Source organism: Allobosea sp. 05T438, assembly GCF_056396025.1.
The window spans coordinates 14,558-30,950 of the sequence record NZ_JBFTKQ010000034.1 but is presented as its reverse complement, the minus strand read 5'-3'; the positions used below and the strand labels follow the sequence as shown (position 1 = coordinate 30,950).

The window sequence follows — 16,393 nt, the reverse complement described above, 5'->3', positions numbered from 1 at the left end:
GGCGGCGGCTTCCAGAACTACCCGGACGACTACGCCGTCATCCAGAAGCTCTCGGACGAGAACCAGCTCACCATCCGCCTCGCCTACAACCTGTTCACGCAGAAGCCGAAGCAGGAGAAGGACGACTTCCTCAACTGGACGAAGACCTCAACGTACAAGCAGGGAAACGATTATTTCCGGCACAACGGCGCCGGCGAGATGCTGGTCTTCTCCGCCGCCGATTTCGAGGATTTCCGCGAGCCGCGGCCCGACATGCCGCCGGAGATGGAGGGCGATCTCGAAGGTGTCGTGCGCATCCTTGCCGAGAACCGCTGGCCCTGGCGCCTGCACGCCACCTATGACGAGACGATCTCGCGCGCGTTGGATGTTTTCGAGAAGGTCGACAAAGATATCCCTCTGAAGGGGCTGAACTGGTTCTTCGACCATGCCGAGACGATCTCGGAGCGCTCGATCGACCGCGTCGCCGCGCTTGGCGGCGGCGTCGCGGTGCAGCACCGCATGGCCTATCAGGGCGAGTATTTCGTCGAGCGCTACGGCGCCGCCGCCGCCGAGGCGACGCCGCCGGTGGCACGCATGCTGGAGAAGGGCGTCAAGACCTCGGCCGGCACCGACGCCACCCGCGTCGCCTCCTACAACCCCTGGGTCTCGCTCTCCTGGATGGTCACCGGCAAGACCGTTGGGGGGCTGCGCCTCACGCCGCAGCGCAACTGCCTCGACCGCGAGACCGCGCTGAGGATGTGGACCGAGAACGTCACCTGGTTCTCGAACGAGGAGGGCAAGAAGGGCCAGATCGCGGTCGGTCAATTCGCTGACCTGATCGTGCCGGATCGCGACTTCTTCGCCTGCCCGGAGGACGAGATCTCCTTCATTAGCGCGGATCTCACCGTCGTCGGTGGCAAGGTGGTCTATGGCGCGCGCGATTTCGCTAGCGCCGACGAGAGCGCCCCGCCGCCGGCGATGCCGGACTGGTCGCCGGTGCGCACCTTCAAGGGCTATGCCGCCTGGGGCGAGCCTGACGGCGCCGGCAAGAACTCGCTGCGCCGGGCGGCCATGACCAACTGCGGCTGCGCCAGTTCCTGCAACGTCCATGGCCACGACCATGCCGGCGCCTGGTCCAGCAAGCTGCCGGTCGCCGACCTCAGGAGCTTCTGGGGTGCGCTTGGGTGCGCCTGCTGGGCGGTGTGAGGTGAACAACGTCGGCTTGCTGGTCKGGCGCCTCATGCTCGTCGTGCTCTATCTGGTCAGCGGCTTCGGCAAATGGGGCAACCTCACTGGCACGGCGGCGGTCATCGCGGCGAAGGGCTTTCCGTCGCCCTTCGCCCTCGCTGTGATCGCAGCGGCGGCAGAGGTGCTCGGCGCCTCCKCGGTGGCGCTCGGTGTGCTGCCGCGCCTCGCTGCCCTGGGGCTCGCCGTCTACACCATCGTAACGGCCGTCGTTTTCCACGCCTTCTGGGGCGTGCCCGACGCGGCCGCCGCCGAGATGCAGACGATCCACTTCCTGAAGAATCTCGGTCTCGCCGGGGGATTCTTGATCCTTGCCGGCGTCGGAGCCGGCCGCTTGGCGCTGATGCGTAACAGGAGATTATTATGGTGACGTCGCGTCTGGAGCGTTCGTCGGAAGGTAGTTCCTCGGTGCTGCGCTGGTGCGCACTGCTCTTGCTTTGTGCCGCCTATATCCAGGGGCCGGTGACCAAGATCCTCGATTTCGAGGGCGCCATTGCCGAGATGAACCATTTCGGTTTGTCGCCTGCACCGCTCTTCGCGGTCGGCGTGATCGTCTTCGAACTCGCGATGAGCGCGCTGATCCTACTCGGCCGCTGGCGCTGGCTTGCGGCGCTCGCGCTCGCAGCCTTCACGCTCGCCGCCACCTTCATGGCACTTCGCTTCTGGGAAATGCCGGCAGGTCAGGCACGGATGATGGCGATGAACGGCTTCTTCGAACATCTCGGCCTCGTCGGAGGATTTCTCCTCGTCGCGCATAACGACATGAGGTCGTGATGCGGCCGCCTGCGATTGCACTCGCTGCCGGATGGTGGCTCGCGCTAGCCGGGGGGGCGGCAGCGCAAGCCGACAACGCAGCCGCTCCGCTGGAAAAGGACCAGTACGACCGGCTCAAGAATATTCCGCTCACATCGGACGGTGCCGTCACGCTCAGCCTCGGCGGACAGCTTCGCGCCCGCGCCGAGTTCTCACGCCACCCTGTCTTCGGGCTGGCAGTACCGGAGCACAATAACGGCCTGCTGATCCGCTCCTTCCTTTCCGCCGATCTGCGGCTCGGGCCCTATCTGAAGACCTTCGTCGAGTTCGTCAGCGGGCAAGCGCCAATCTGGAACGGACCGCCGCCAGCGACCCAGCTAGACCGACTCGACCTGCTGCAGGGCTACGGCGAACTCACATTGCCGACGGCCAACGGCAACGTCATGCTTCGCGGCGGGCGGCAAGAGATGAGTTTTGGTTCCTCACGGCTAGTCTCTGTGCGCGAGAGCCCGAACGTCAGACGGGCCTTCGACGGCGTCCGCGCTGCCTGGATAGCCTCGGCCGAGGCGCGCATCGATGCATTCCTGGTGCGGCCAGTATTGCCGTTGACCGGAATTTTCGACGATAAGTCTGACCCTGGGCAGGCCTTCTGGGGCGTCTACGGCACGAGTCCGGTGCCTGGTATCCCCGCCCTCAAGGCCGATCTCTATTATCTCGGCTTGAACCGTCAGAACGCCCGCTTTGCCCAAGGCACGGCGGACGAGCATCGCCACACGATCGGGACCCGGCTCTTCGGCAAGGCGAACGGCTTTGACTGGAATGTCGAGGCCGCCTGGCAGTTCGGCCATTTCGGACGCTCGGACATCCGCGCCTGGACCGTTTCCGGCGAGTTCGGCTACACCTTCGCAGACCTGCTCTTCGCGCCGCGGTTGGGTTTCAACGCCGACACGATCAGCGGCGATAGCAATTTGCACGACAGCACGCTCGGCACCTTCAACCCGCTCTACCCGAAGCTGCCCTATTTTTCCGAAGCCAATCTGACGGCGCCGGCCAACCTCATCGACATCCAGCCGAACATCACCCTGACGCTCCTGCCCAAAGTGAAACTAACGGTGGGTTGGAACCCGCTCTGGAAGCAGGCCAAGGCCGATGCCTTTTACGGACCGGCGATCACGCCCGTTCCGCGCACCGCGGGCGGCGCCGGGCGGTATCTCGGCCATCAAGTCTCGACCACGCTCGAATGGAGTCCAACCGATCATCTCACGCTTGGTGGCACTTATGTGGCCTACGAGCCCGGTCAGCGAATCCGGCAGGCCGGCGGCGTCTCCGGCTCCTTTGCGGCCGGCTGGGCGACGCTGTCCTTCTGAGCCTTAATCTAAAGAGGAGCAGATGGTACCCGCCCTTTTCGACAGCGAAAAGGGCGGGCTGCGTCGTCAAGCCCTAGCGATCGCCGGTTCCCGCGCATCTGTTTGCGACGGCCCGCGTGGAAAACCCACAAAATGCCCTCTTCGAGGATGACATCACGTCTTACCGCTTAGTGTCTAATCGTCCAAGAAGAGATGGCAATTATCTTACGTAGATTTTGGGAGATGTTGCAATGATAGGTATATTTCGTAGCAAGCACAATTCGATGGGGCTCTCGTTTGTCTCTGGGTTTGCCGACGCGCTGTTTTTTATTCACTTGGGTGGCCTGTTCKTTGGACTGGTTACTGGCAACGTTGTGCTCCTGGGGCTAGGCGTCGTTGGTCACGAGAAAGGCGGCCTGCGCGGCCTGCAACTTATGACCTTCCCTCTCTTCATGCTGGGCTCAGGTGCGGCAGCGATTATGGTCGCGTGGATTGGACCCATCGAGCGCGCGACTTTTTGGACCCTCATGCTGTCGGCAGTCGCATTTGCGACGTCCGCCCTTCTTGCGTTCCTTGATGCGGGTCCCCTGTCCGCGTGTGCCCTTCTTGCCGTCTTCGCGATGGGGATGTTGACCGCCATCCAACGCCTAGATGCTGGCCTTGGCGCTCCGTTTTCGCTGATGACGGGCAATATCGCCGGACTGGCTGTCGCTATCGCCCGCCGCATCATTGGCTATGCCGAAAAGCCCGAGGAGCGGGGGCAATCGCTAACGTCGATCATCCTGGTCCTCGGCTTTGTGGCAGGTTGCGCAGCTGGGGCCCTGGCTCAGATCACGGTTGGTGTGGCCGGCATGGCGTTGCCGGCTCTCGTGCTCCTTCTGATCGGCATCTTCTATTCTCCGCAGACAACGCAAAAGTCCGGATGACATATGGATGTGATCCGGAGTTTCTCTGGAGCTGAGAACGGCACTGGCGGCTTCACCAGAGGTGGGGGGCCGACATGGCTCGGATAGCTTACTTTCGATTGACGGCGCGCGATCGTGACGAGCTCCATCGGGGCTCTACTTCGCTTGAGCTGATGTTCGATCTGGCAACCGTCGTCGCAKTGGCCGCTGCCGCGCATGGCTTGACGGAGGACATAGACAGAGATCGTTTTGCGCTTGGTGCGGTTAAGTTTGCTTCGAGCTTCTTCATGGCGTGGCTCGCCTGGATGAACTACACTTGGCTCGCGTCAGGTTACGACAACAGATCGGCCGCGTTTCGCTTTTTATCACTGGTCATCATATTCGGCTCGTTCACGCTGGCCGGAGGTATTCACAACGATGACGGCGGTCAGCCTATCTGGCTGGAGCTGGTTGGCTTCACCATCATGAGGCTCGGCCTTATCGCCCTTTGGTTGGGTGTGGCGAACGGGGATCGAAACGAGCGCCCAACAGCGCTGCGCTATGCTGCCGCTATCGCTGTCATGCAGTTATATTGGCATGTGCTGATCTTTGCTGTGCTGCCACAGGCAGCGAGCTACCTGCCTCTTTTTTTACTCGGGGCGGTTGGGGAGTTGGCTATCCCCGCATTTGCAGAGCGAAATAGGCCATCGAACTGGCACCACGGTCACATCATCGACCGGTATAATCTGTTCAATATCATTGTTCTCGGCGAATGCTTTGTAGCAATTTCAATGATTGTTGCGGATTCAGGCGCGCCGGACTTCAAGCATTTCTTACTCGCAGGCCTTTGCTTCATCATCGCTTTTTCAATGTGGGGGCTTTATTTCGACCGCAATAAGCAGCTTATTGGCCGCGAGCCGATCGTCGTTTTTACTTGGGCCTACGGCCATTATTTCCTCTTCGCGGGTGGCGCGGCGACGGCGGCAGGCTTTTCGGCTTTTTTTGCTGCCGGTAATGGAGCCGCTATCGAGTCGGAAGCAGCTCTATCGATCAGCGTCCCAGTGGCCGTGTATTTGACCGCGCTGTGGTTGGTTCGCGATCGATTATCTKGGCAGGGGGCAAGGCATTGGTTCCTGCTTGTGACAGCGGCTTTTGTGCTAATAAGCAGCATGTTTGCTTCCTATGTGTTGGAGTTGATCGCAGCGATTCTAGTAGTAACTGTAACGGTGCGAGGAAAATTGTATCACGCGTCGGCATGATGTGAGTCAATGCAACTAATAATTGAGTGGCCTATTGGCCAATAGTGCTCGCCGCGCGATTTGACTGACGCTCCTGCCCAAAGTGAAGCTGACGGTGGGCTGGACCCGCTTCGGAAGCAGGCCAAGGCCGATGCCTTTTACGGACCGGCGATCGCGCCCGTTCCGCGCACCACGGCCGCGGCAGGCGGTATCTCGGCCATCTCGACCGCGCTCGAATCCGGCAGGCCAGCGGTGTCTCCGACTCCCTTGCAGCCGGCTGGGTGCGGCCGTCCTTCTGACAACGCGCAAATCGTCAATCCGCGCCGCGGATCGACAATCCGCAGAACATTTCTCGGGAGATAATGCTGATGCCATGCTTGAGGTAGGGCAGCAGCCCCGAAGCCTGATCGGCGGATCGTCATTGGAGAGAAATCATGTCCAAGTACCTGGAAGTCCTCACCCCAAAAAATTGCCAGATGATCTTCATCGACCAGCAGCCGCAGATGGCGTTCGGCGTGCAGTCGATCGACCGGCAGGTGCTGAAGAATAATGTCGTCGGCCTCGCCAAGGCGGCGAAGGTCTTCAACGTTCCGACCACGATCACCACGGTCGAGACCACCAGCTTCTCCGGCCACACTTACCCCGAGCTGCTGGCGGTGTTTCCCGAGAACAAGATCCTTGAGCGCTCTTCGATGAACTCCTGGGATGACCAGAATGTCCGCGACGCGCTCGCCGCCAACAACCGCAAGAAGGTCGTGGTCGCTGGTCTCTGGACTGAGGTCTGCAACACCACCTTCGCGCTCTGCGCCATGCTTGAGGGCGGCTACGAGATCTACATGGTGGCGGATGCCTCCGGCGGCACCTCAAGCGATGCACACAAGTACGCGATGGACCGCATGGTGCAGGCCGGCGCCGTCCCGGTGACCTGGCAGCAGGTGCTGCTCGAATGGCAGCGCGACTGGGCCCATCGCGAGACCTATGACGCCGTGATGGCGATCGTGAAGGAGCATTCCGGCGCCTACGGTATGGGTGTCGACTACGCTTACACCATGGTTCACAACGCGCCGGAGCGCGTCACCCATGGCGAAACCATCGGGCCGAACGCCGCCAAGGTGAACTGATCGCTCTGCCACTGCGGGCGCGTCATGAGCGCCCGCAGTGGCTCAATACTTCATGCGGCCGAAAGGATCGGGATCATGGTGAAGTCGCTTCTCGACAAGGAGAATTGCGCGCTCGTCTTTGTCGACCAGCAGGCGGGGCTCGCCTTCGGTGTCGGTTCGGAGGACCGTCAGGTGCTGCTCAACAACGCCGTGGCACTGGCTAAGACCGCGAAGGTTTTCGGGCTGCCGATCGTCGCCTCGACCTCGGCGACCAAAGTCTACAGCGGGCCGATGATGCCAGCCCTGCAGCGGGCTATCCCCGATGTCAGCGCGATCGACCGCCGCAACATGAATGCCTGGGAGGACGACGCCGCTCGTAACGCCATCGTGGCGACGGGCCGCAAGCGGCTGCTGATCTCCGGCATGCTGACCGAAGCTTGCGTCAACTTCCTAGCTCTCTCGGCCGCCGAAGAAGGTTACGAAGTTTTCGTGGTTGGCGATGCCTGCGGAGGCTTGACACCTCAGAGTCATGAACTCGCGTTGCGTCGCATGCAGGCGGCCGGAATTCATATGACGAGCTGGATCCAGGTGCTGCTGGAGTTACAGCGCGATTGGACTCGTCACGATACCTATGATGGTGCGCGCGCGATCGTGGAGGAGTTCGCCGGCGGTTATGGCATCGGTCTCGCCTATGCCCGCGACATGATCAAGCCTGCCTGACAAGCCATCTCAAGCCATTGTGGTGAGTGCAATGCAATCGCTACGAGCGAGCAGATTTCAGGCGCATTTGCTATCGTCGACGCTTCTTGTCTCAGTGCTGGCATCAGGTTGCGTCAGTGGTCCGAGCCGAGCTCCGGTTCCGGCTTCGATGGCCTCATCCGCCCGCATCGAACATGCGGATCTCGCGCGGTTTTGGGGAGATTTGGTCACACCAGAGATCCGCGCCGTGATCGAACGGCAGTATGAGCAGACCTATCGCGCGGTTCGATCCGGCCAGCGCCCGCCCAGCGCGTTGCGCCATGCCAATTTTCTCGCCATCTCAGGGGGAGGCGCAGACGGGGCATTCGCAGCCGGGTATCTGGCGGGATGGACCGAGCGGGGGGATCGGCCGGAATTCGAGGTCGTCACGGGTGTCAGCACCGGGGCCCTGGCCGCGCCCTTTGCTTTCCTCGGATCTCGTTATGACGGGCCATTGCAGGAGGTCTTCACCCTGTATGGCGACGCCGACATCTACACAAGTCTTGGAGTGTTCGGCGTACTCGGGCGAGGCCTCTACGACAACACGCCATTGCGGAAGCTGATCGACCGCTATCTTACCGACGAAATGATCGAGGATATCGCGGTTCAATATCGCCTCGGGCGGCGRCTTCTAATTCAGACGACCAACATTGATGCGCAGCGGCCTGTGGTATGGGATCTATCGGCCATCGCTGCAGGCGGCCAGCCAGAGCGGCGGGAACGCATGGTCGAAATCCTGCTTGCTTCGGCAGCGATTCCGGCTGTGTTTCCGCCGGTCCGCATAGACGTGCAAGTGGACGGTGAACGTCGGCAGGAATTGCACGTTGATGGCGGGACGGTGGCGCAGATTTTCTTCGCGCCCCCAGATATCGGTTTGAACCAGTTCGAGCGGAGGCGGTTTGGCGCAATTCGTTCCCGGACGCTCTATCTGATCCGGAACGGCCGGCTATTACCGCAATATGAAACGACCGAGGAAAGCGCGATCGGGATCGCCAAGCGCGCCATTGAAACCCTCGTCAAATACCAGACCGTGTCCGACCTGGTGAGGCTGCACCTCCAAACGGCGGCCGGAGGAGCGAAGCTGTTCTATGCCGCCATCCCCACCAGTTTCACTGCTACGCCGAAATCGGACTTCGATCGCAGCTACATGCAGCAGCTCTTTGCGACCGGGCGGGAGGAGGGCGCGCGTGGAGCTTGGCGGACAAAACCACCATTAACGCCTATCCAGACAGAACCGACTCATTGACCCCACTACCGGTGCAGCCGTCGTAGGGCATTCCAATCGTAGCGTCGCCAGGACGCGTTCAGGTGACCAGAGCCATTTCACGCGGGTCTTCCGGCAGCTCGCGGGTATAAGCCCAGGCGCCCGGCGCCGCAGCCAGGGAGACATGCAGGCCGGCTCGGGCAAGCTTCCGCCCGCTGGAGCCGCCTGTTTCGCTTCGCGGGCGATGCGGCTGGCGACCGCTTATGCCGAGAGGAAACGCGTAGCGGCCATGATCTCGGCCTCGCGCATCTCGTGGCCGCCTTCGTGCCAAAGCGTCTCGACCGCCGCGCCTTGGGTGGCCAACCAGCTTTCCAGCCGCTCCGTCAGCGGGGCAGGGCAGATAGGATCCCGGCGCCCTGCGGTGATCAGCGCCGCGACCGACGACAGGCCCGGCTGCGGCGCGGGCTCGAAGGGGATCAGTGGGTGCATCAGCACTGCCCGGTCGAACTGCTCGGGAGCGGCGAAGAGGACGGACGCGAGGATGTTCGCTCCGTTCGAATAGCCGATCCCATAGACCTTGCTGCCGGGATTGGCGGCGCGATGGGCGCGGATGAAGCCGATCATCTTCTGCGTCCGCACGGCGAGATCGGGCATGTCGTACACGCCCTCGCCGGTTCGGCGGAAGAAGCGTGCGGAGCCATATTCGGAGACATCGCCGCGCGGGGCGACGATTCCGGCATCCGGCAGGATCTGCGCCAAGAGAACGGAGAGCTGGCGTTCGTCGCCGCCCGTGCCGTGGAAGGCGAAGACCAGCGGCGCACCCGGCGCGGCCGGCTTGGCAAAATGGTGATAGGCATTCGCGCCTGACTGCGTTGTCGGCTGGGTGTTCATTGCGGCCTCCTTACGAGTATGGATGGCAGACCCGCCGCAGTGGCGGCGGGTCTCCTTGGTCGGCTCAGTTCTTGAGCGGCGGCAGGATGCGCTCGATCTCGGCGCGCAGATGGGCGTGCTGCTGCGGCAGCTTCAGCGCCTCGCCGAGATGGGCGGCGTCCTCGTCGCGGGCGAAGCCGGGCTCGTTGGTCGCGATCTCGAAGAGCACGCCACCGGGCGCCCGGAAATAGATCGCCCAGAAGTAGTCGCGGTCGATCTGCGGGGTGACCTGGTAGCCGGTATCCATCAGGGCCTTGCGCACCTCGGCCTGGGCGGCCTTGTTGTCCACGGCGAAGGCGACATGGTGCACCGAGCCCGCGCCCTGCCGCGCCCTGTCGGCGCCCGGAAGCGTCTCGACATCGACGATATCAGCCCCGTTGCCGCCCGGCACGGCATAGCGCGTCACTGCGCCCTGCTTGTCGACGACCTCGTAGTTCATGAACTTCAGCAATTCGCCGGTCGCGCCCTCGTCCTGCAGACGCAGGGTCACGCCGCGAAAGCCGTGGACGCCTTCGGAGGCCGGGACCGGCCCGCCGGCAAAGGGCGCACGCATGTCACCGGCGACGCCGACCAGCGAAAAGCCGTCGCCGTCCGGACCCTGAAAGCGAAGATGCTTCTCGCCGAACAGCTCGGTTTCACTGACGCCGCCGACGCCGGCCTTCTCCAGGCGCTCCTTCCAATAGGCCAGCGCCTCGGGAGCGACTGCGAACTGGGTCTCGCCGACCTCGCCGGTGCCGCGCCGTCCCCGCGGGATCTGCGCGAAGGGGAAATAGGTCATCACCGTGCCCGGCGTGCCGATCTCGTCGCCGTAATAGAGGTGATAGGTGTCCGGCGCGTCGAAATTGACGGTCTTCTTGACCCGGCGCAGGCCGAGCGTGTGCGTGAAGAAGCTGTTGTTGGTCTGGGCGTCCGCCGCCATCGAGGTGACGTGGTGAAGACCCTTGATCTGCTTGAGCATGGCTTTGTCTCCAAATTCCTTGCCGGTTCAGTCCGGTATGAGCAGGAAGATGGACCCAGTGGCCTGTTGCTTGAATACTCGTTTTTCTCAGCTTATTATTGCTCAAATCGCGATAATGGAATGGTCTCTTGATCGGCGAGCTTGAAGCGGTCCGCGTCTTCCTGGCGGTGGCGGAGAAGCGCGGCTTCGCGGCCGCCGCGGCCGCTCTCGGGATGACGCCGAGCGCAGCCACGCGGGCCGTCGCGGCGCTGGAGGCGCGGCTCGGCGTGCAGCTCTTCATCCGCACGACGCGGACGGTGGCGCTGACCGCAGCCGGCGCGCTCTACGCCGAGCGCGTGCGCCCGCTCACCGCCGGGCTGGAACAGGCGGCGCAGGAGACGCGCGAGACGCAGGGGCTGGTCGCGGGCGCCCTGCGCGTCGCCGCGCCTTTGTCGTTGGGGCTCAAGGTGCTGCCGTCGGTGCTGACGCAGTTCGGGCTGGTCCACCCTTCCGTCCGGGTGGCGCTCAGCCTGACCGACAGCTTCGTCGACATCCTCGACGGCAGCGTCGACCTCGCCATCCGCATCTCGGGCGTGCCGACGGATAAATCGACGATCTGGCGCAAGCTCTGTCCCGTGCCGCGTCTCCTGGTCGCCKCGCCGGGCTATCTTTCAGCGCGCGGCGTTCCAGGCAGCCCCGAGGATCTCGCCGAGCACGAATTGCTGGCCTATGGCACCGACCCTGCCGGCGAAAGTTGGGAACTCAGGCAAGGCGACAAGCGCGGCACGATACGGGCGGCCGGCCGCTTCCGGGCGGATAGCGGCGACCTCCTGGCGGATCTCGCCGTCAACGGCGAGGGCATCGCGCTGCTGCCGCGCTTCATCGTGGCCGATGCGCTGGCCTCGGGTCGTCTCGTGCAGGTCCTGGAGGCATGGTCGCCGGGCGAGCTCTGGCTGACGCTGTTCTACCCGCCCTATGAGCGCCTGCCGCTGCGCGTCGCGACCTTCTCCGATTTCTTCGAGATCTACGTGACACAGACGCGCCCGCTTTGATCCCTTATTGGAGTTCCAATTCGCTCTGTTCTTGGAGGCCGAGCCTAAACGTCGTTCGAACGCCTCGCTGGATATGATGGCCGTTTGGGCCTACTGGACGCGCCGTCCCGACGTCACTGCGTCCTCGCTCTCTTCCTCGAGTTTCGAGACCACGGCCATTGTCCCTCTATCTCAGCTTCAAGGGAGAAGCTCAAAAATGTCCTGATGAGGACAATCAGCCCGAGAAGGCCAACACTCTCCCAGGTAAGCGGAGATATGATCGTGGCGATGATGTCTGCACCGATCAGTATTTCCAGGCCGAGCAAGATTCCTCGCCCTAGATTAGCGCGATACCTGTCGTAAGCGTTATGACTGGATGCAAGAATCAGATCACGAATATAGACGACGGTTGCGATCGCCACGCCGGCAAGAATCACGCCGACACCGAAGAATTCAAGACCAGTCGCGAGCGGACTAAGAATTGGTGCGATCAGATTTGCCAAGCCGCCAGATTCACTACCAACATCCACTGCTATGTTCCTTCTGATTGAAAGGGAATGGATCGGCGAGGCGACCTGGAAGAGGATGCATTAGTTGGCTTCGGCGCCGGCTGTGCTGGCGAACAGGGCGACTGCCGCGAGAACAGCTGGCAGGCTGAAGGCAGCGGCCGGTGCGAACATGTAACCTGCCGCACCGAAGCCGCACCCCAAGGCGAACGTAACTACTGCCGCGGCCATTTTTTTGACCCGCGCTTTGGTGGTGGCGACCTCTTCGGCTTTCGAGCCAGCCAGAAGATCTGCGAGATCGAGCATGATCTGCGTTGTTGTGCCCGTCATCAATGTTGAGGGAGATGCCTTGGGCAGATGCGCTCTGTGAAGTCCGTTCTGAATTGCCATGGCCGAAACAAGCGCGAGCCCAACCACAAGCGTGACGACGTTTCCGTCCGCTTGAAACGGCCCGTGAGAGAGGGCGTAAATTGCCACGGCAGCCAGCAGGGCCAGCTTCACCACAAGCATCGGCTTGATAGGCGAGCGGCCCATACTTTGACGTTTCAGGCAGATCAGGCGAGATACGAAGACGACGACGCAGAACATGGGAAGGGCCAGAACCTTAGACAGGGCACCGCTGAGGCCGAGTGCAGCCGTTGCGCCCAGGGTTACGAAGTTTCCAGTAACGTGTGCAGTGAACAGACCTGAAAGAGAAAGAAAACCCAGCGTATCGATGTAGCCGCCGTTTAAGCTCAGAAAAATGGGAAGAGAAGGAAATTTCATCGCTTATCTCGATTATAGTCAGATTTTAGAAGATTTTTTGACATGATATGGACGTTAAATGCGACGTATAGTTTCCTCCGGCGAGAATTGTTTCCGGTCGCAGCGGGATACTATACATTTTTGAGCGTTTTTTATTCCGTTGATACGCCGTTGAATGAAGCATACGTTCCAAAAATTTCAGAAATAGGTTCGATTTAAATGCGCGTGATCCCTGCATAGAGAGGCAATCCGTCCTGACTGTATTGGAATTTTCGCCAAGACGTGTCGTCGATCGAGATCGTCAGGATATGCCAGGCGACAGGAACGGCCGGAGGCGCAGGCCGCGCTCCGGCCGGCGGCTGCTATTCTGCTATGAAGGAAAGAAGATCGCTGTTGAGGCGGTCTTTATGTGTCACGGTCGTGGCATGAGGCGCGCCTTCATAGACCTTGAGCTTCGCACCTTTGATCATCTTGGCTGCTAGGGCGCCTGTCGCCTCCAGCGGCACCACCATGTCATCGCCGCCATGGATGACGAGGGTAGGCACGTCAATCTTCGCCATGTCGGGCCGGAAGTCCGTTTCCGAAAATGCCGTGACGCAGTCGATCGTCGCCTTGAGCGAGGCCTGAAGTCCGATTTGTACTGTCAGTCGGAATATGGCGGGCGAGACACTATGGCCGCGCTCGGTTCCGTAGAAAAGTGGATTGAAGTTCTCCAAGAACTGCGGTCGATCCTGCAAAAGCCCGGCTCTGATGCCGTCGAATAGCGACTTATCGGGGCCGTCGTGGTCGGCCGTCTTCATGAATAGCGGCGTCACCGCGCTGATCAGCACGAGCTTGGAAACGCGGCTTGCGCCGTGTCGAGCGATGTAGCGCACGATGTCGCCGCCGCCCATTGAGAAGCCGACCAGCACGGCGTCCTTCAGATCGAGCGTTTCCATCAGGGCGGCGATGTCATCGCCCATGGTATCGTAGTCGTAGCCGGTCCAGGGTTGGCTCGACCTGCCGAAGCCCCGGCGGTCGAAAGCGATCCCGCGATAACCCGCCAAGGCGACGGCGAGCATCTGGTCGTCCCACATGTCGGCGCTGAGTGGCCATCCGTGACTGAAGAGGATGGGGCGACCCGTTCCCCAATCCTTGAAATAGATTTCCGTGCCGTCTTTTGTCGCCAGTGTCGTCATGTCGAGTCTCTCCGTCGCGCGGCGCTTCGTGCCGATGCAATTCTTTGAGGCTAGACAGGGTTCAGAGATGCGGCTTGTCGGTCTTCTGCGCGAATTGCCGATTTGCCGCGCCTCGCTATCCTACTCGGCAATTAAAGCTGGATATTGAGAGAAGGGCTTCCAATTGAGTAAGTGCCGGTTTCTGGAATACGATCCTTCGACCACGGAAGAGATGCCGACGTTCCCGTCCAAATGATAGCGCTATTGTCCAAGACGCCGGCCAAAATGTGCCTTCGAATTGTCTTGTGGGTGACGCATGGGACACCGAGCCGTGGCCGCGTCCTCACCTTCGAAAGGCGATGCCGTTTTGACGGAGGATCGCGATCGTGAAGGGGCGCGGATTGCATCACGTCACCGTCATTGCCACAGATGCAGCACGGAACGTGGAATTCTATACGAAAGTACTCGGGCTGCGCTTGGTAAAGCGAACTGTGACGCACGAGGACCCGGGAGCTTACCATCTCATCTATGGAGATGCGGAAGGGGTGCCCGGCGGCAGTCTTTCCTTTTTCTCGTGGGTGAGTGCTGCTGAAGCGGAAGACCGCGGCGACAACGGCGAATACGTCCTCTTCTCAGTTGCCCCTGATGCGATTGGCTGGTGGGCGAAGCGGCTGACCGATTTTGGCGTACCGTTCCAGCAGCGGCAGTCATTGAGCGGAAGCGCTCAACTCAATTTCGAGGATCCCGACCGCACACCGCTGGCCTTGGTGGCCAGAGCGTCGGCGGAACAAGCCTCCTGGTCTCAACCGCATATTCCGCCGGCTTTCGCCGTTCGCCAACTCGTAGGTGTTACGATGAGCGTACGCGGAACGACGCTGATGGCGCGAATTCTGACAGAAGTGCTTGGTTTCGCCGAAGTCGGACACGAGGGCGATCAAATCGAGTTCGCGGCGCATGACGAAGCGGGAGGACGGCTATATCTGCATCAGCGGCGCAATCGGTCTCGCCCCAGACTCGGTGCCGGCGTCATCCATCACATTGCATTCCGAGCCAACGACGAAGCCGAATTGGCTACTATGGCTAAAGAACTCCAAGAGCGTTTTGGGATCGCCTCAAGCCCCGTCAAGGACCGCTATTATTTTCGTTCGATCTACTTCCGCGGACCAGACGGGTTGCTGATCGAGATTTCGACGGATGGTCCTGGTTTTCTCATTGATGAAACACCTGGAGCCCTGGGGACGCGCTTGATCTTTCCGCCGAGCTTGGAAGATCGCCAGGACGAGCTGTTGCGAATTTTGCCCCCGCTCGACAGAGTTCGCTGAGACGCTTCACGAAGCGCCTCTATCAAGGTTGGGCGCCGACAGCTTGATCTACGCGCGTCGTATAGTTGGCAGGCAGCCACCTGTAGTGGCCATCGCGAGCGATAATATGCCCAAGGCCTGGAAATGAAATGTGAGCTGCGCCGATCCAGAAGCCTTTTGTGGCGGCTTCCGCGAAAAGGGAAAGGCGCCTCTGCTCTGCTTTCCACGCATCACTATCATAGGTCACGGTGACGGCCGGGTCGGGAAACTGGATGGGGGAGACATGGACGATGTCTCCCCAGACGAGCAACTGTTCACCTCCGCTTCCGACAAGGTAGGACGTGTGGCCCGGTGTGTGGCCTGGGGTCGGTACGGCTTTGATTCCCGGCAAAACCTCGCCCTCGCCGTTAAAGGTAACGAGGCGACCCGCCTCCTGATGGGGGCGAAGGGCACTGCGCGCCCCGTTGAACATGCTCCGAAGGATGGCAGGTGCCTTCGCCTCGTTGGCGCTATCGAGCCAGTAGTCCACGTCCTGCTTCGAGACGTGAAGCGTTGCGTTTGGAAAGCTCGGCTGCCCGTTCTCTACGACACCGCCGATGTGATCGGTATGCAAATGAGTGATGAAGACGTCGTCGATCTGCTCAGGCGCATAACCTGACGCTCTGAGGTTCGCCAGGAGCTGGCCACAGCACTTTCCATAGAGGGCTCCAGCTCCGCTATCGATGAGCACGAGCCGTCCGTTCAAATTGACAAGGAACGCGTTGATCGAGCCCTCGAAAGGCAGTGCCAAACGTTCCTGGGCCAGAAGTGCTTCGGCAGTGCCGGGACGTGCGTGGGACATGAGAGGTCGATCTTCGCCTGTCAGGGCCCGCTCCCGCGGTACGGTCAGCGTCGTGGGGATTGGAAACGGATGAGTCCCGTCGAGAAGCGCTGTGACTTCCAGTTGGCCGAGCATCATCCGATAATAGCCGGGTGCCTGTTTGCCGGCTTGAGGAGCCCCCGCCGGAGATCCGGTCGCGAGGAACGTCAAACCGAGGACCGTGGCGATCAATCGCTTCGAGTGTGAGGTGATCATCGAGCGCCCCATTGTTGGCTGGCAGGTATCCTGCCAGCTTGAGGGACATGCCTCTTGTCATAATGCGCTGGGCTTTGACGATTTTCGTCGTGTGATCAAAAAGGAGAATTATGCCCAAACCTTCGTCTGAATTGCCTGTCGATGAAGGATTTACGTAGCTTCAGGACGGCTGTACCGGTCGTCAGTCGCAACCTGCGAACGCCGACGAAGGAACGGGCCCGGTCG

At 61.2% G+C, this 16,393-nt stretch carries 18 protein-coding genes; 12 read left to right on the top strand and 6 right to left on the bottom strand.

Going from position 1 to position 16,393, the window contains the following annotated elements; all coding sequences use genetic code 11:
- The 9 genes from AC1DIN_RS28925 to AC1DIN_RS28885 all read left to right on the top strand — a co-directional run.
- The coding region (locus tag AC1DIN_RS28925) for an amidohydrolase family protein (RefSeq protein WP_476812241.1) at nt 1-1,185 on the top strand (1,185 nt) is incomplete at its 5' end.
- A 1-nt stretch (nt 1,186) separates the two neighbouring features.
- Nucleotides 1,187-1,594, top strand: a complete 408-nt coding sequence (locus AC1DIN_RS28920; RefSeq protein WP_476812240.1) for a DoxX family protein — start codon at nt 1,187-1,189, stop codon at nt 1,592-1,594.
- Nucleotides 1,588-1,998, top strand: coding sequence for a DoxX family protein (locus AC1DIN_RS28915; protein ID WP_441473387.1), 411 nt, complete (start codon nt 1,588-1,590; stop codon nt 1,996-1,998). Before AC1DIN_RS28920 ends, AC1DIN_RS28915 begins: the two co-directional genes overlap by 7 nt.
- On the top strand, nt 1,998-3,344 hold the full coding sequence (locus tag AC1DIN_RS28910; protein ID WP_476767377.1) for an alginate export family protein: 1,347 nt from the start codon (nt 1,998-2,000) through the stop codon (nt 3,342-3,344). The genes AC1DIN_RS28915 and AC1DIN_RS28910 overlap by 1 nt, the downstream gene beginning before the upstream one ends.
- A gap of 230 nt (nt 3,345-3,574) precedes the next feature.
- Complete coding sequence (locus AC1DIN_RS28905) at nt 3,575-4,249, top strand: YoaK family protein (RefSeq protein ID WP_476812239.1); 675 nt, start codon at nt 3,575-3,577, stop codon at nt 4,247-4,249.
- Between the two features lie 98 nt (nt 4,250-4,347).
- Complete coding sequence (locus AC1DIN_RS28900; RefSeq protein ID WP_476812238.1) at nt 4,348-5,466, top strand: low temperature requirement protein A; 1,119 nt, start codon at nt 4,348-4,350, stop codon at nt 5,464-5,466.
- A gap of 413 nt (nt 5,467-5,879) precedes the next feature.
- Nucleotides 5,880-6,566 carry a hydrolase gene (locus tag AC1DIN_RS28895; RefSeq protein WP_441473383.1) on the top strand — a complete coding sequence of 229 codons (687 nt, stop codon included), beginning with the start codon at nt 5,880-5,882 and terminating at the stop codon, nt 6,564-6,566.
- A 75-nt stretch (nt 6,567-6,641) separates the two neighbouring features.
- Entirely contained in the window at nt 6,642-7,265 is a 624-nt protein-coding gene (locus AC1DIN_RS28890) for a hydrolase (RefSeq protein ID WP_476812237.1), read from the top strand.
- 148 nt (nt 7,266-7,413) lie between these two features.
- A complete protein-coding gene (locus AC1DIN_RS28885; protein WP_476812236.1) occupies nt 7,414-8,529 on the top strand; it encodes a patatin-like phospholipase family protein in 1,116 nt (371 codons plus the stop codon).
- Nucleotides 8,530-8,748: 219 nt separating this feature from the next.
- Here AC1DIN_RS28885 and AC1DIN_RS28880 read toward each other — a convergent pair whose 3' ends face one another.
- Together AC1DIN_RS28880 and AC1DIN_RS28875 are read right to left on the bottom strand one after the other, a co-directional pair.
- Complete coding sequence (locus tag AC1DIN_RS28880) at nt 8,749-9,378, bottom strand: alpha/beta hydrolase (RefSeq protein ID WP_476812235.1); 630 nt, start codon at nt 9,376-9,378, stop codon at nt 8,749-8,751.
- A gap of 64 nt (nt 9,379-9,442) precedes the next feature.
- The gene (locus AC1DIN_RS28875) at nt 9,443-10,375 is read right to left on the bottom strand and encodes a ring-cleaving dioxygenase (RefSeq protein ID WP_476812234.1); all 933 of its coding nucleotides are present in this window, start codon (nt 10,373-10,375) and stop codon (nt 9,443-9,445) included.
- Between the two features lie 131 nt (nt 10,376-10,506).
- Here AC1DIN_RS28875 and AC1DIN_RS28870 point away from each other — a divergent pair, with 131 nt between their 5' ends.
- Nucleotides 10,507-11,406, top strand: a complete 900-nt coding sequence (locus AC1DIN_RS28870) for a LysR family transcriptional regulator (protein ID WP_476812243.1) — start codon at nt 10,507-10,509, stop codon at nt 11,404-11,406.
- A 113-nt stretch (nt 11,407-11,519) separates the two neighbouring features.
- Here AC1DIN_RS28870 and AC1DIN_RS28865 read toward each other — a convergent pair whose 3' ends face one another.
- The 3 genes from AC1DIN_RS28865 to AC1DIN_RS28855 all read right to left on the bottom strand — a co-directional run bounded on the left by AC1DIN_RS28865 (nt 11,520) and on the right by AC1DIN_RS28855 (nt 13,813).
- Complete coding sequence (locus AC1DIN_RS28865; protein WP_441473378.1) at nt 11,520-11,915, bottom strand: DUF1622 domain-containing protein; 396 nt, start codon at nt 11,913-11,915, stop codon at nt 11,520-11,522.
- Nucleotides 11,916-11,975: 60 nt separating this feature from the next.
- Nucleotides 11,976-12,656 (bottom strand): YoaK family protein, encoded by a 681-nt coding sequence (locus tag AC1DIN_RS28860; RefSeq protein ID WP_476812233.1) that lies wholly within the window; start codon nt 12,654-12,656, stop codon nt 11,976-11,978.
- A gap of 341 nt (nt 12,657-12,997) precedes the next feature.
- Nucleotides 12,998-13,813 carry an alpha/beta fold hydrolase gene (locus tag AC1DIN_RS28855; protein WP_476812232.1) on the bottom strand — a complete coding sequence of 272 codons (816 nt, stop codon included), beginning with the start codon at nt 13,811-13,813 and terminating at the stop codon, nt 12,998-13,000.
- A gap of 365 nt (nt 13,814-14,178) precedes the next feature.
- Between AC1DIN_RS28855 and AC1DIN_RS28850 the strand changes: the two genes are divergently transcribed.
- On the top strand, nt 14,179-15,114 hold the full coding sequence (locus tag AC1DIN_RS28850) for a VOC family protein (RefSeq protein ID WP_476812231.1): 936 nt from the start codon (nt 14,179-14,181) through the stop codon (nt 15,112-15,114).
- A 22-nt stretch (nt 15,115-15,136) separates the two neighbouring features.
- Here the strand turns inward: AC1DIN_RS28850 and AC1DIN_RS28845 are convergent, their stop codons facing one another.
- Complete coding sequence (locus tag AC1DIN_RS28845; RefSeq protein WP_476812230.1) at nt 15,137-16,168, bottom strand: MBL fold metallo-hydrolase; 1,032 nt, start codon at nt 16,166-16,168, stop codon at nt 15,137-15,139.
- Here AC1DIN_RS28845 and AC1DIN_RS28840 point away from each other — a divergent pair.
- Nucleotides 16,161-16,298, top strand: a complete 138-nt coding sequence (locus tag AC1DIN_RS28840; RefSeq protein ID WP_476812229.1) for a hypothetical protein — start codon at nt 16,161-16,163, stop codon at nt 16,296-16,298. The two genes, AC1DIN_RS28845 and AC1DIN_RS28840, sit on opposite strands and share 8 nt — an antisense overlap.
- The last annotated feature ends 95 nt before the right edge of the window (nt 16,299-16,393 follow it).

Excerpts from the sequence above, each read along its gene's own strand:
- AC1DIN_RS28895 (WP_441473383.1), top strand. The coding sequence starts at position 5,880 with ATGTCCAAGTACCTGGAAGTCCTCACCCCAAAAAATTGCCAGATGATC.
- AC1DIN_RS28915 (WP_441473387.1), top strand. The coding sequence starts at position 1,588 with ATGGTGACGTCGCGTCTGGAGCGTTCGTCGGAAGGTAGTTCCTCGGTG.
- AC1DIN_RS28875 (WP_476812234.1), bottom strand. The coding sequence starts at position 10,375 with ATGCTCAAGCAGATCAAGGGTCTTCACCACGTCACCTCGATGGCGGCG.
- AC1DIN_RS28890 (WP_476812237.1), top strand. The coding sequence starts at position 6,642 with ATGGTGAAGTCGCTTCTCGACAAGGAGAATTGCGCGCTCGTCTTTGTC.
- AC1DIN_RS28845 (WP_476812230.1), bottom strand. The coding sequence starts at position 16,168 with ATGATCACCTCACACTCGAAGCGATTGATCGCCACGGTCCTCGGTTTG.
- AC1DIN_RS28860 (WP_476812233.1), bottom strand. The coding sequence starts at position 12,656 with ATGAAATTTCCTTCTCTTCCCATTTTTCTGAGCTTAAACGGCGGCTAC.
- AC1DIN_RS28910 (WP_476767377.1), top strand. The coding sequence starts at position 1,998 with ATGCGGCCGCCTGCGATTGCACTCGCTGCCGGATGGTGGCTCGCGCTA.
- AC1DIN_RS28880 (WP_476812235.1), bottom strand. The coding sequence starts at position 9,378 with ATGAACACCCAGCCGACAACGCAGTCAGGCGCGAATGCCTATCACCAT.
- AC1DIN_RS28855 (WP_476812232.1), bottom strand. The coding sequence starts at position 13,813 with ATGACGACACTGGCGACAAAAGACGGCACGGAAATCTATTTCAAGGAT.